Origin of the sequence: Mesorhizobium sp. B2-6-1 (assembly GCF_006440475.1) — a bacterium.
Taxonomy (GTDB): domain Bacteria; phylum Pseudomonadota; class Alphaproteobacteria; order Rhizobiales; family Rhizobiaceae; genus Mesorhizobium.
The window spans coordinates 376,623-390,149 of sequence record NZ_VFUH01000003.1; the positions used below are offsets into that span (position 1 = coordinate 376,623).

Consider the following 13,527-nt stretch of genomic DNA (forward strand, 5'->3'; position numbering starts at 1 on the left):
CAGGACGTTCAGGTCCGCAAGGTTGGGACCGGTTTCGCGTGGGATGATGGCAGGTTCCAACAATAGCCGTGCGATGCACGGAGCAATAACAAACGACAACATCAGGCGACGGAGGCTTTTTTCATGGGCAAGGTAGTGGTGGTCACCTCAGGCAAGGGAGGTGTCGGCAAGACGACCTCGACGGCCGCATTGGGGGCCGCGGTCGCCAGGACCGGCAAGAAAGTGGCGCTGGTCGATTTCGACGTCGGCCTGCGCAATCTCGACCTGATCATGGGCGCCGAACGGCGCGTGGTGTTCGACCTCGTCAATGTCATCCAGGGCACGGCCAAGCTGTCGCAGGCGCTGATCCGCGACAAGCGCGTCGATACGCTGTTCCTGCTGCCGGCCTCGCAGACGCGCGACAAGGACGCGCTGACCGAAGAAGGCGTCGGCGAGGTGATCGAGAAGCTGCGCTCGGTGTTTGACTATGTGTTCTGCGACAGCCCGGCCGGCATCGAGCGCGGCGCGCAGCTCGCCATGCGCTTCGCTGACGAGGCGGTCATCGTCACCAATCCGGAAGTGTCGTCGGTGCGCGATTCCGACCGCATCATCGGCCTGCTCGACGCCCGCACCATGCGTGCCGAACAGGGCGAGCAAATCGCCAAGCACGTGCTGGTGACGCGTTACGATGCCGGCCGCGCGGCTCGCGGCGAGATGCTGTCCATCGACGACGTGCTGGAAATCCTGTCGGTGCCGCTGCTCGGCATCATCCCGGAGAGCCAGGATGTGCTCAGGGCCTCCAATCTCGGTTCGCCGGTGACGCTGAGCGATCCGCTGAACGCCGCCGCCAAAGCCTATATCGAAGCGGCGCGGAGACTGGAAGGCGAAGACCTGCCGGTCGTGGTTCCCTTCGAGCGCAAGGGCTTCCTCGACAGGCTGCTCGGAAGGAGGGCGGCATGAACATTCTCGACCTCTTCAAGCGGCGCTCCAGCGCGCCCGTGGCGCGTGAGCGGCTGCAGGTGCTGCTCGCCTACGAACGCCGCAGCCGTGGCCAGCCCGATCTCGTCTCCGTGCTGCGCGAGGAGATCATGGCCGTCATCGCCAAGCACGTGCAGATCGACCAGGACTATCTGCAAATCTCGATGGACCGCGGCGAGACCATGTCGACGCTGGAAATCGACATCCAGATCCCCAACAAAAGCGCCGTGCCGCTGGCCATGGCGGGCTGACTTTTACCCTCCCCTTGTGGGGAGGGTCGCTGCAAGCAGCGGGCGGAGTTGGCGCGGCGCTACAGGACGAGCATCCTTCAGCGCCAGCGCCTCAGTCCTACCTTCCACGAGGGGAAGGTAGGATCCAGGATTTTCCGCATCAGATTCCACCCAGAAATCGGGTGCGTCAATTCTGCAAAAAGACGGCCGCGGCACTGGTCGCCCGCCGCATCCCAACCCCAAATGTCCAACTTTACGCTCCCCCTAATGGGGGGCTTCCCCTGCGCAATCAGTGGATGTAAGCATACATATTAGCCAATTATTAAATACTGAATGGGGTATGCGTAAAGGGCATTCGTTATGAATTTCAAGGGTCTGATCAAGCGTGCCGAAGACGTAGATGATGCACTCCAGGAGCTGCAGGCCGATCTGGCGGACGCTCTGGATGCCAGCCTCGATACCGAATACGACGCGCCGCCGGACAGCGGCTATATCCCAGATTCCGCGCCAGGAGCCGAGGCCTCGGCACCCGAGGCCAATGCGGATGATGCGGATAATCCGGACGGCGCGGGCAACGCCGACGATACCGAAACCGCACCACGACTGACGCCCCATACCCAGACCCGGATGGCGGCATTGAGTGCCTTCGAAGGGATGTTCCATGACGCCAGGAACTATATGGACGAGATCAACGGCAAATTGTCGGAGATCGCTACCTCACACCATTTGACGCGCGAGTTCCTCAACATCCTCCACACCGATATTCTTCGCGCCAACGAGCTGGAGCTCGCAAATGGCGACCTGGTCGCGGAACAAAGAACGCTGTCGGAAAAGCTGCACGACACGGCAAGAAAGCTGCGCGAGCGTGAAAGCGCCTGCGAATTGCTGCAACAGCGCGAGACAAGCCTGGTCCAGGACAGGGAGGCGCTTCGCGCAGCGCTCGCAGCGGCCAGGCTGGAACTTGCCGAAACGGCCAATGCGGGCGCAAAACGCGACGCGGAGTTCGGCGACATCGCCAAGCGGCTGACGGCCAGGGCGGTCGAGGCCAACAGGCGCCTGCGCGAGAGCAAGATGCTGCGGGAAAAACATGTCAGCCTGTCGATCGAGCTTGATAAGGCGCTGAAGCGGGAAACCCAGACGCGCCACAGGCTCGACGAGCTCTCGACGATCCATGCCAGCGAAGCAGCGCGGCTTGCCGAACTGCTGGCCGCGCTCGGCAAGAGCGAGAAGGAGGAGATAAGGCTCCAGAAGTCACTCGAGACTGCCCAGGCAAAGCTGTCGGAAATGACCGAAGCGGCCAGCATGATGGAAGGCGACAGGCAAGCTGAACTCGCGCGCAGCCAGATGGAAATGCGCGGATTGCGTTCCGAGATCCAGGACCTGCAATCACGGCTGGAGCGGGCCTCGCACGAGAACAGCGAGGCCACAGCCGAGATCGCCAGGCTCAAGACCGACTTGAACGACACCCTGGCCGAAAAGAAAATCGCCGATCAAAAGTTGTCCTCGCTCACCGACGAGAACGAAAACGACAAGACGAGCCTTTCGAAAGCGAACGCCAATCTTTCGCAGCTTGCGCTGCAACAAGCATCGGAACAGATACAGCTGGATGTCCAGAGGCAGGAATGCGAGGACCTCAAAGCTGAAATCGCGTCGCTCAATGCCCGGATCAAGGAATTGCTGCCTTACGAACGGCTCCACAAGGCCACCAACGGCAGATCGCGCGAGGCCGACGTGGTCGACATCGCCGCCGTGGTGGCGGAGAAAGCCCGTGGAACGGGCAGGCGGCGCATCCGCAGGAACCTCCGCGCCACGCCGTAGCTCATTTCGCCGGCATGGCCGCAGGTCCCGCTGCGGGGCAGCGTTCCGCGCCCGCTGCCTCAACGCGATCGCACGCCGCCGCCGCGGCGCAAATCGCTGAATTGAGGGAGCGGAAGGCCGTCCGTCAAGACGGCGCCAAGCCATCTGCTTGGCTGCGAAACGTCAGCCGCAGCAAGGTTCCGGTCCGGCCGAAGGTCCGCAACAGGCCTTGGCTTTCCTCTCTTCCTCCAGCCAGCGGTCACGCGGCTTGCAGCTTGCCGGCCGCGGCGAAAGCTCGACATGCACCGCATCACCGGCGAGCCGGGGAAGCGCGGCGCGGTAGAGCTGCATCGGGCGCACGCCGTCGCTGACTTCGAAAGTAAGCTTGGCGGAATGGTCGAGGCCGACATGCTCCGTCACCTTGCGGATGATCGCCGAGAATTTCCCGGCCGGCATATGCGTGCGGTCCTCCTCGACGTCCCAGAGCTGCACGAAGATCTCGACCCAGGATTCCGGGTTTGCACCGCAGTCCAGCGCAGCGAACTGGCCGGCCTTCACCTCGGTGACGTGGTAACCAGGCCTCACCGGCCGGCCGTCGTAGAAGAACACCAGGCGCCGGTCCTCGTAGCCCGCCAGAAACTCCAGCAAGCCAGCGATGGTGATGTCGTCGGGATCAACGACGTCAGCGGGTTCAAATTCCCGATTGTCAGAAACGAGCATGTGCGGTAATCCTTGTTTCAACATTTTTAGGATTGTTGAAATATGGATGAACGTCAAGCCCTTTCCGCCTTTGCGGCTCTTTCGCAAGAAACGCGCCTGCGCATCCTGCGGCATCTGGTGATCGCCGGTCCGGACGGGATTGCCGCGGGCGCCATCGCCGAAAAAGTCGAGGTCTCGGCCTCGAATGTGAGCTTCCACCTGAAGGAGCTCGAGCGGGCAGGGCTGATCAGCGTGCGGCGCGATTCGCGCTCCATGGTCTACAGCGCCGAATATGACACGTTGAGCGGCCTCATCCGTTTCCTGATGGAGGATTGCTGCTCCGGCCGGCTGGAGATCCGCGCTTCGGCGTTGGCTCCAGACTGCTGCGCCGCCGATGTGAAGGGACCGGTTCAGTGATCGTCGCGCCGACAGCCCGGGCGATCGTCCCGACCGCGCCGCATCAGCAATCCGAAATCCAACCTCTTGCCGTCGAGGCCAAGCCATGACCGCTACGATCTACCACAATCCCGACTGCGGCACCTCGCGCAACACGCTTGCCATGATCCAGGCGAGCGGCGAGAAGCCTGACATCATCGAGTATCTGAAACATCCGCCCAGCCGGGACCGCTTGCGCCAGCTTGTCGCCGCCATGGGAATTCCGGCGCGCGCCCTGCTGCGCGAAAAGGGTACGCCCTATGCCGAACTCGGCCTGGGTGACGCCAAATGGACCGATGAACAGCTGATCGACGCCATGCTGAGGCATCCGATCCTGATCAACCGGCCGATCGTCGAGACGCCCAAGGGGACGCGGCTGTGCCGTCCGTCCGAGCTCGTGCTCGATCTGCTCGACCATCCGGTGGTCCGCTTCACCAAGGAAGATGGCGAGGTAGTGAACCATGACCGTGGTATCACGTGATCGAAGCCTTTCCGATCTCGAAGTCCCGGAGCGCTCGCCGCTGGCCGCCATTGCCGCCCTCGGCGTCACCCAGATCATCGGCTACGGCACGCTGTACTACAGTTTCAGCATTCTCGCCGCCGATATGGCCAGGGATCTGGACTGGCCGACCGAATGGATTTTCGGCGCGCTCTCGGCGGCTCTGCTGGTTGGCGGCCTGACGGCGCCCTGGCTCGGAAACTGGATCGACCGCTTCGGCGCCGGCAAGATCATGACCGCCGGCTCGATCCTTGCCGCGGCTGCGCTCGCCGCCTGTGCCTACGCGCCGGCGGCCGGGGCCTTCGTGGCGGCGCTGATCGTGCTGGAAGTGGCATCGAACCTGGTCCAGTACGGCGCCGCTTTCGCGCTGCTTGTGCAGATAAGGCCGCGCGCGGCGCAACGTAGCATCACCTATCTCACCCTCATCGCCGGCTTCGCATCGACCGTGTTCTGGCCGATCACCTCGGCCCTGCACGCGCAGATGTCATGGCGAACCGTCTATCTCGTCTTCGCGGGGCTGAACCTGCTCGTCTGCCTGCCGCTGCACGCCTGGCTCTCGCACGGGCTGGCCAAGAGCAGGCGCTCGGCGACCGAGCCGCCACGGCATGTCCAGGGATCGCTTCCGGCCTCGGCGCGGCCGCTCGGCTTCGCGTTGATGGTCATCGCCTTCTCGCTGCAGAACCTGCTTGGCGCCGCTGTCCTGGTGCATATGGTGCCGCTGCTTTCCGGACTTGGCCTCGGGGCGACCGCTGCCGTCGTCGGAACGCTGTTCGGGCCGTCACAAGTGTTGAGCCGCTTCATCAACATGATCTTCGGCATCAACCTGCCGCCATTGACGCTGGCCATCATCTCGGCCGGCCTGATGACGAGCGGGGTCGTCGTGCTGAACTGCACGGCGCCTTCCGTTGCAGGCGCGATGGTTTTCGCCGTCGTCTTCGGCATGGGCAACGGGCTTTTCAGCATCGTCATCGGCGCCCTGCCGCTGACATTGTTCGGCAGTGCGGACTATGGCCGTCTGCAGGGGCGCGTCACATCGGCCCGGCTGCTCGTTTCGGCCGTCGCGCCCTTTGCGCTGGCCTTTGCCATCGTCAATGTCGGCATTGCCTGGTCGCTGGGGGCCATGGCGTTTCTGGGCGGCACCGCGCTGCTGGTCCTGACAGCGATCACGAGACTGCCGAACGCGCGCAACGGCCGCGTCTGAGGGCGGCCGGCTCGTCCGGCCCTTTCTTGCCCCATCGAGATGCCGGTCCTGCCTCACGACGGACGGGCCGGTTCGCCCTATCTCCCATGACGCAGCGTTTGCCTGATGGCGCACGGAGGACGGGATCAAGTGACATCGACGCCGGTTGTCGGTCGTGAAGCGGCGCCTTTGCCCGTGATGGCGCTGTTGGGGGCCATGGTGTCGATCCAGATCGGCGCTACTTTCGCCAAGAGCCTGTTTCCGGTGATCGGCGCGCAGGGCACGACGACGCTGAGGCTGGTCGTCGGCGCGCTGATGCTGATCGCCGTGCTGCGGCCCTGGCAGATGCGGCCTTCGCGCGCCACCATGCCGTGGCTGGTCGCTTATGGGGTAACGCTGTGCGCGCTCAACCTCCTGTTCTACGCCGCGCTCGCCACGATTCCGCTCGGCGTTGCGGTCGCGCTGGAGTTTTCGGGACCGCTGCTGGTGGCGACGCTGACCTCGCGGCGGGCGGGCGACTTTGCCTGGATCGCGTTGGCGGTCGCCGGCATCGTGCTGTTGTCACCCTTCATCCGTTCGTTCCAGCCGCTCGATCCGACTGGGGTGATGCTGGCGCTGGCGGCTGGCGGTTTCTGGGCGCTCTACATCGTGCTGGCGCAGAAGGCGGGCGCCGAGCTCGGCACCCGCACCACCGCCTACGGCATGGCGATCGCCGCCGTGCTGGTGCTTCCTTTCGGCGTGGCGCAGGCGGGAGCTGGCCTGCTCGCGCCGTCGATCCTGGTCAGTGCCTTGCTCGTCGGCCTGTTCTCGAGCGCGCTGCCGTTCTTTCTGGAGATGGTGGCGCTGACCCGGATGCCGGCCCGCATCTACGGCACGCTGACCTGCCTGGAGCCAGGATTGGGCGCGCTGGCCGGCTTCCTGTTCCTGCATGAGAGCCTGACCGCGCCGCAACTGGCTGGCATCGCCGCCGTCATCGTCGCGGCCGCCGGCACCGCGCTGACGTCGAAGCCGCCGGTGCCGTCGCCGGAGTAGGGCGGATCAACGTGCAGGTTCGTGCTGCAAACCCGGTTTCGCCACCGTCGTTCAGAACTTCACGCCCAGATCGACCTTCGCGCCCTGCTCGACCGTGCCACTGCCGAACTGGCCGGTATAGGACAGGCCGAGCGTCGCATTGGCCGACATGTTGAGATCGAGGCCGGCCTCGATCACCGCGGCATCCCTGGCGATCGGCACGCCGGCGATGGTGAATTGATCGCCGCCGGCGAAGGCGAAGACCGAGGTCGGCGTGACATCGCCGAAGGCGTGACGCCAGCCGAGCATGCCGCGAGCGGTGGCATCGATGCCGCCAAGCGCGAAGTCGGTCGCGCCGCGAAGGCCGAGCGTGGTGAAGGTGGCGTCGTTGTTTGTGCTGGCGCTGGTCAGCGCCGCGGCACCACCGGTTTCGGTGAAGCCGTCGGTGTGCACGCTGACGTAGGCGAGGTTGGCGAAGGGTTCGAACTTGAAGCCACCGGCATCAGCCTTGTAAGCGAGTTCGCCGAACGCTTGCGCGGTGCCGGCATCGTAGTCGGCTGATAGTTGATCGGCAAAGCCGTTGAAAGCAACCGAGCGTCTGGTCGAGATGCTGCTCCAGCTATAAGCCGCTCCGCTGCGGAAGGCGATGGCGCCCCAGTTGGTGCCGCCATAGAGACCGAGATGATAGCTGTCGCTCTTGCCCGATGAATCGCGGTCGTCGGCATCGAAGGAGGAATGGCCGTAGCCGCCGATGAGGCCGACACGCCAGCCGCCGACCAAAGTGTCGGCGCCGGCCAACAGGCCGCCGGTCGAGCGGTCGAAGGCGGCGGCATTGCCGTCGCTGTCGGTGTTGCTCCACGAACCGAACACCTGGCCCCAGACAGCGAAGCGGTCGGTATCGGCCGCCACCATTTCCGGCCCACCCTCGCCATAGGCCATGACCGGCAGCGCCGCCGCGCCGCCATCGCCAAAGGCAGCAGCAATGCGATTGCTGGCGGCGTCGCGGACGAAGCGGCTGTCTTCAAGCAGCATGCCCTTGGCCGAGGCATGGATTTCCCCGGAAAGCTGGTCGAAGGCGTCCTGGGCGGCTGCTTCGCTCGGCAAAGCAAATATCGCATCGAACAGCGGATTACCGCTGCCAAGACTTTCGGCACCACCGCCGGTGGCGATCTGGTTGGGTGTCAGGCCGACCTCGGCGAAGGATTTTGCCTGCGTCGCGTCGAGATAGACATGCGTCGGGTCGTAACTCGCGAAAAGGCCGGTGAACGGGCCTAGGCCGCTGAGCGTGTAGGTGCCGGTGACGCCCATGTCTGCCTGCAGCACGGTGTAATGCGTGCCCGCCACGTAAGGTGCTGCGTCGGTCTTGATCACGTCGAGGACCGCACCGGCGGCGATCGTCGCCGTGCCCGTCGCGTGGATGAGATCGGACTGGCCGGTCGAGGTCAGCTCGACCTGGTAGATCGAGGCCGCCGCCTGGTCGAGATTGCCGGCGACGTGGAGCGTACCGATCGAATTACCGGGTGCGATGATGCCGCCCGACCGCGCCATGACACCGCCCACCGTGCCGTTGCCGCCCAGCGTGCCACCGAAGATCGTCACCAGCGAATTGGCCAGCGAACCATTTACGGCCAGCCGCCCGCCATCCACATTGGTGGCACCGGTGAAGCCGCTCGAATCGGCGGTGAGGTTCGTCGCGCCGGCGATCTGGTTGATCGTGCCTGCGCCACCGATCGCCGACGCGAAGGCGTAGTTCGTATCGGTGTGGTTGAAGTTGATCGCACCCGCGCCCGGCCCGAACTGGACGCTCGCCGCATTGAGCGTGCCCGCGGCCGCCGCTGGCGATCCGCTCGCCGCACCGATGTTGAGCGTGCCGACGGAGCCCGCCATGGCGGCGATGTTGACCACGCCGCCGCTCGACACCGCGCCGCCATTGGCAATCGTCAGCGTGCCTGTTCCACTAACGCCGACATCAAGATCTCCGCTGCTGGCCCATGTCGAGCCTGTGCCGTCGACCGCTACCGTGCCGACCGAACCTGCGGCGTAGCCAACCAAGCCCAAGCCATTGCTGACCACGCCGCCTTTCGAAACCGTCACCGTGCCCGTGCCAAAGCCTCCGACATAGAGGTCCCCGCTGTTCGTCCACTTCGATCCCGCGCCGTCAACCGCCGCCATGCCGGTCGAACCGGCAACGTAGCCGATATAGCCCCAGCCATTGCTGACCGTGCCGCTGTTCGAGATCGTCAGAGTACCCGTGCTGAAACCGCCTACGAACAGGTCCGAGCTGTTGTTCCAGGCCGACCCCCCGCCGTCGACCGTCACCGTGCCGGTCGAGCCAGAGAATGCGCCCACATAGCCTGTGGTATCGCTAACCTTGCCGCCGTTCGAGATATTCAGCGTGCCAGTACCCTGATCGCCGACGAACAGGTTGGAACTGTTTGTCCAGGTCGATCCCCCGCCGTCGACGGTCACTGTGCCGGCGGAACCCGAACCGAAACCAACGAAGCCCAGGCCACTGTTGACCGCGCCGCCGTTGAGGATGTTCAGTTCGCCCGTGCCGGCGAAACCGACGAAAAGGGCTACGCTGGCCCAGGTCGAGCCTGCACCCTCGACCGTCGCCGTGCCGGTGGAGCCCGCAACATTTGCCAAAATGCCGTTCTGATTGCTGACCGTGCCCTTGTTCGAAACCGTCAGCGTACCTGTGCCCTGATCGCCAACGATCAGGTCCGAACTGTTTGTCCAGGTCGAGCCGGCACCGTCGACGAATACGATGCCGGTCGAGCCCGCCTTCGCGCCAACAGTTGCCCAACTGTTGCTGACCGCGCCGCCTTGCGTGATCTGCAGAGCGCCCTTGCCGAAATCGCCGACGATCAGCGACCCGCTGTTTGTCCAGGTTGAGTCGACGACTATCACGATGCCGGTCGAGCCCGCCGACTTGCCAACATAGGCCTTGTCATTGCTGACAGCGCCGCCGTTGCTGATCGCTAGCGTGCCGGTGCCGAAATCGCCGACAGCCAGGTCGGAACTGTTGGTCCAGGTCGAGCCGGCATTTTCGATGAACACGCTGCCGGTCGAGCCGGCATTCGCGCCAATAGTCCCCCCATTGGAGCTGACGTCGCCGCCATGGCTGATCGCCAGAGTGCCGGTGCCGAAATCGCCGACACTCAGCGATCCGCTGTTTGTCCAGGTCGAGTTGTCGACGAACACCTTGCCGGTCGAACCCGCGGAGGCGCCAATATAACCTGAAGTATTGCTGACCTTTCCGCTGTTCGAGACCATCAACGTACCTGTCCCGTCGACGCCGACGGACAAGTTCCCGCTGTTGAGCCAGGTTGAGCCGATGCCATCGACCATCACCTTACCGGCTGAATCGGTGCTGTAGCCCACCATGGCATCAGCATTGCTAACCACACCGCCGTTGGTGATTATCAACGCGCCGTCGCCATCATGGCCGACATAGAGCGTTCCATTGTTTGTCCAGGTGGCATCATCGATCGTCGCCGAGCCGATCGAATCTGAATATTGGCCAATATAGGCGCTGTCGCTGATGACGTTGCCGCCGTTGGAAACCGTTACCGCACCAACGCCGGAACTGCCGACCGTGAGGCTATCAGTGTTAAGCCACGTTGAGCCGGCGCCATCGATCTTTACGACGCCTTGAACGTTGCTGCCGCCCGCAACAATACCCACAGCATCCGTCACGACACCGCCATTGAGGATATCGAGCGTAGCCAGCCCGAAACTACCAACCACCAAACTGCTGCTGGTCCACGAGGAACCCGCACCTGTTACGGTGACATCAGAAGTGGAGTTATCCCCCCAGGATAAGAATGCTCGGTCGGTCGTCAACGTGCCGTTCGAAATGACAAGGCTGCCGTCCGAAGAAGCTACAAAGCCAAGGTAAATATCGTCGGCAAAAGCGTTGCCAGCGTTGATAACAGTCGGATTCGGTGTCGAATTGCTGATATATACAATATCGGCCGCCGTCGGCACTGACCCAGCGTTCCAGTTTCCGGCGGTAAACCAATCCGTGGAGGTGGTGCCGGTCCAGGCATCGGCCGCCGTCGCGGCGATCGGCTGGCCGAGTCCGACCAGCGCGGTCGACGTCAGCGCCAGATATTTCCATGCGTTAGCCCTGCGGCCACCAAAACCATTCTGCGGCATCCAAACCCCTGACATGATAGTCATTTCACCCTGAGGCTGACATGTCATTGGAGCTCGGGCTTGTCTTGGGCAGGGCCGCACTGGAATTGGACTGGAGCGAAAAGCCGAGCCTTTTGCGCGCACTGTGGCAGTTCTGCGCCACGATCGCGCAGGTGCCGCTCCACCGGCCTCTCAAAGAGAGAATCGGACGCCGCGCCAGGGCCGGCCACAGAAAATGCCGCAACCTATCTGGCGCTGGTCGGCGTATAGCCGAAACGGCGACGGAAGCAGCGATTGAAATACGATACATCGCTGAACCCGCTCGTCATCGCGATATCGCTGACCCGCATGTCGCTGTGTCTCTGAGAGAGCATCCTATGGGCGCTCTGCAACCGCAGTTCGAGAACGCGCTCGGAGAAGCTCACTCCGGTTTCCTGAAGGAGATCATGGACGTAGCGCGCCGACAGGCCGAGCTGTTGCGCGACACCTTGGGCGGAGATGCCAGGATCGGCAAAATCCTCGGCAATCGTTGCCAGGATCGCCTCCAGCCTGGCGGCGCGCAGGCCGCGAAGGCCGACCAATTCGGCAGCCCGGCCTTTCGCCCCGGTCACCAGGCCGATCAGGTCCACGATCGTGTCCGTCGCATGGGTTATGAGATCGGCCGAGGCGAGCGGGCTGCCGCTTTCAAGAAGCTCGCAATAGCGCTTGAGAAGATCGAGGGCTTCGTTGTCGGCGCCGATCTTCAATCCCAGCCGGTCGTCGATCTGCGGGAAGGCGCGCATGAGGACCGCGCGTGGGACCACCACATTGGTCCAGATATTGCTGTCGGCACCGGTCATTTTCAGCGCCTCCGAGGCCGTGACGAGGACCGCTTCTCCCCGACCGACGGCATATTCGCGGCCGACCTGCACGCCCGACAAGAGGGTGTCGGCCTTGTTGATCAACAGCAAATAGCCGTCATTGTCGTCCTCGGCGATGTTGCTCGCCTTCCTTGTCGCCTGCTTGATCGTTCCGGACATCTGACCGAGAACCAGTGAACCGACAGCCGTGGCTTCGATCGAGGCCTCGAAGGGCAGGTTTTCCGATATGCCGTATTCCACCGACCAGATTTCCGCGACGTGGATGTCCTGCCACAGGGAAAATCGCTCGCGTTCGCCAAGATGCGGCGGCAACTGAGCCGATGAAAACACCGTCTTTCGCGACAATGGAAAACCTCGATAAAGTATCCGCGCTTAAAAAATACCGATCGCCATACTTTCAATCGGCAGAATAACCGGCAACAGTGGCGGCTGGCGTCAAGCAATCGAGTTGAATCCTAATCGAGATCGGCCAGGAGTGGCGTCATCCAAAAGTATGACGCCACAAAATTCTCCGAGGCGAGATCGCAGTGTGTCTGGAGGCGTGGTGGAGAGGCTGAGCAGCGAAGTCCTTGGTTCCATTATCGGCGATATCTACGATTGCGTTTTGAACCCGGAAGGCTGGGCCGGGGTCATGACCCGGATCACGACGGCCATGGACGCGGCCTATACAACCATCGCGCTCGCCAGCACCGCCGACAATCATGGCCGCTTCGCCGCTCAATCGCCCTGGGATCCCGTGCAAATGCGCGTGCTCCAGGACTATGACTTTGATGCAATTCCCGGTCTGAAGACGGCGGTCATCGGCGACGTCGACACGCCCGTCGCGACGCTGTCGCTGATGAGCGAAGCCGAACTCGGGCAGACGGCATTTTTTCAGAATTGGGCCAAACCGCAGGGATTGCGCGAAGCCTGCATCACCAAATTCGTCCACACATCGGACCGGATCGGGCTCATGGGTTGCACCACATGGGCCGACAGGGGGATCATATCAGCCGAGGACCAACATTTCCTGGCGTTGCTCTCGCCGCATCTGCGCCGTGCTTCCCTGATCGGAGACCTGCTCGACCAGGCTCGCGTTACCGCCAGCCTTTACCGCCAGGCGCTCGACAATCTCGCAGTGCCTGTCGTGCTTGCCGGCGCCAACGGGGCCATCCTCCATGCCAATGGCGCTGCCGAACGGATGTTGTCGGCGCAAGGTCCGATTCTTTCCAGGAACGGCCTGCTCCAGGCGCAGAATCCGGCGGTCGCCCGCGCCCTGCTGGAAGCGATCGCCAGCGCCGCGAACGCAGATGCTTCGCTTGGCGCCCGGGGCATAGGACTGCCGGTCTCGGCCCCAGGCCGGCCGGCCGCTGTCGCCTATGTGCTGCCGCTGACCGAAGGAACCGCGCGCGCGGCTTTCCGGCCGGCATGCGCGGCTGTCTTCATATCGACCACGACGTCGGCTTCTCCTCTCCCGGAGGCCGTCCTGACCACGCTGTTCGACCTTACGCCCGCGGAGGCGCGGGTCCTGCTGCGGATCGGCAGCGGATTGTCGGCGTCGAAGAGCGCTTTGGCGCTCGGCATCGGCGAAAACACCTTGAAGACACACCTCAATCGTATCTTCGCCAAAACCGGGACGAGACGCCAAGCCGATCTTGTCAAGCTCGTCTCGGACATAGGCACGCCCCTGGCAGCGCATTCAGGCTGAAGGCGTAGTCCGCAGCGCGAGATCGGCTCACC

At 63.5% G+C, this 13,527-nt stretch carries 11 protein-coding genes; 8 read left to right on the plus strand and 3 right to left on the minus strand.

The features are described 5' to 3' along the window. Nucleotides 1-123 precede the first annotated feature (123 nt). The 3 genes from minD to FJ443_RS09580 all read left to right on the plus strand — a co-directional run bounded on the left by minD (nt 124) and on the right by FJ443_RS09580 (nt 3,005). Entirely contained in the window at nt 124-939 is an 816-nt protein-coding gene (minD, locus tag FJ443_RS09570) for a septum site-determining protein MinD (RefSeq protein WP_140500139.1), read from the plus strand. Then, complete coding sequence (gene minE / locus FJ443_RS09575) at nt 936-1,208, plus strand: cell division topological specificity factor MinE (protein ID WP_140500137.1); 273 nt, start codon at nt 936-938, stop codon at nt 1,206-1,208. The genes minD and minE overlap by 4 nt, the downstream gene beginning before the upstream one ends. A gap of 339 nt (nt 1,209-1,547) precedes the next feature. After that, entirely contained in the window at nt 1,548-3,005 is a 1,458-nt protein-coding gene (locus FJ443_RS09580) for a hypothetical protein (protein WP_140500135.1), read from the plus strand. A 162-nt stretch (nt 3,006-3,167) separates the two neighbouring features. On the opposite strand, the gene FJ443_RS09585 is transcribed toward FJ443_RS09580, so the two are convergent. Beyond that, nucleotides 3,168-3,704: a DUF6428 family protein gene (locus FJ443_RS09585; RefSeq protein ID WP_140663666.1), complete on the minus strand. Its 537-nt coding sequence runs from the start codon at nt 3,702-3,704 to the stop codon at nt 3,168-3,170. A gap of 42 nt (nt 3,705-3,746) precedes the next feature. Between FJ443_RS09585 and FJ443_RS09590 the strand changes: the two genes are divergently transcribed. The 4 genes from FJ443_RS09590 (at nt 3,747) to FJ443_RS09605 (ending at nt 6,829) form a co-directional block, all read left to right on the plus strand. Continuing rightward, nucleotides 3,747-4,100, plus strand: coding sequence for a metalloregulator ArsR/SmtB family transcription factor (locus tag FJ443_RS09590; RefSeq protein WP_140663668.1), 354 nt, complete (start codon nt 3,747-3,749; stop codon nt 4,098-4,100). An 85-nt stretch (nt 4,101-4,185) separates the two neighbouring features. After that, nucleotides 4,186-4,599, plus strand: a complete 414-nt coding sequence (gene arsC / locus FJ443_RS09595; RefSeq protein WP_140663670.1) for an arsenate reductase (glutaredoxin) — start codon at nt 4,186-4,188, stop codon at nt 4,597-4,599. Then, complete coding sequence (arsK, locus tag FJ443_RS09600) at nt 4,580-5,818, plus strand: arsenite efflux MFS transporter ArsK (RefSeq protein WP_140663672.1); 1,239 nt, start codon at nt 4,580-4,582, stop codon at nt 5,816-5,818. Before arsC ends, arsK begins: the two co-directional genes overlap by 20 nt. A gap of 129 nt (nt 5,819-5,947) precedes the next feature. Further along, complete coding sequence (locus FJ443_RS09605) at nt 5,948-6,829, plus strand: DMT family transporter (RefSeq protein WP_140516091.1); 882 nt, start codon at nt 5,948-5,950, stop codon at nt 6,827-6,829. Between the two features lie 51 nt (nt 6,830-6,880). On the opposite strand, the gene FJ443_RS09610 is transcribed toward FJ443_RS09605, so the two are convergent. Both FJ443_RS09610 and FJ443_RS09615 read right to left on the minus strand, forming a co-directional pair. Then, nucleotides 6,881-11,017, minus strand: coding sequence for an autotransporter domain-containing protein (locus FJ443_RS09610; RefSeq protein WP_318012682.1), 4,137 nt, complete (start codon nt 11,015-11,017; stop codon nt 6,881-6,883). 176 nt (nt 11,018-11,193) lie between these two features. Beyond that, on the minus strand, nt 11,194-12,153 hold the full coding sequence (locus tag FJ443_RS09615) for an AraC family transcriptional regulator (RefSeq protein ID WP_140516087.1): 960 nt from the start codon (nt 12,151-12,153) through the stop codon (nt 11,194-11,196). 199 nt (nt 12,154-12,352) lie between these two features. Here FJ443_RS09615 and FJ443_RS09620 point away from each other — a divergent pair, with 199 nt between their 5' ends. Further along, complete coding sequence (locus FJ443_RS09620; RefSeq protein ID WP_140556434.1) at nt 12,353-13,495, plus strand: helix-turn-helix transcriptional regulator; 1,143 nt, start codon at nt 12,353-12,355, stop codon at nt 13,493-13,495. Nucleotides 13,496-13,527 lie beyond the last annotated feature (32 nt).

Bases quoted from the DNA above. Each gene is read 5' to 3' on its own strand.
- minD (WP_140500139.1), top strand. From the start codon at position 124: ATGGGCAAGGTAGTGGTGGTCACCTCAGGCAAGGGAGGTGTCGGCAAG.
- minE (WP_140500137.1), top strand. From the start codon at position 936: ATGAACATTCTCGACCTCTTCAAGCGGCGCTCCAGCGCGCCCGTGGCG.
- FJ443_RS09580 (WP_140500135.1), top strand. From the start codon at position 1,548: ATGAATTTCAAGGGTCTGATCAAGCGTGCCGAAGACGTAGATGATGCA.
- FJ443_RS09585 (WP_140663666.1), bottom strand. From the start codon at position 3,704: ATGCTCGTTTCTGACAATCGGGAATTTGAACCCGCTGACGTCGTTGAT.
- FJ443_RS09590 (WP_140663668.1), top strand. From the start codon at position 3,747: ATGGATGAACGTCAAGCCCTTTCCGCCTTTGCGGCTCTTTCGCAAGAA.
- arsC (WP_140663670.1), top strand. From the start codon at position 4,186: ATGACCGCTACGATCTACCACAATCCCGACTGCGGCACCTCGCGCAAC.
- arsK (WP_140663672.1), top strand. From the start codon at position 4,580: ATGACCGTGGTATCACGTGATCGAAGCCTTTCCGATCTCGAAGTCCCG.
- FJ443_RS09610 (WP_318012682.1), bottom strand. From the start codon at position 11,017: ATGACATGTCAGCCTCAGGGTGAAATGACTATCATGTCAGGGGTTTGG.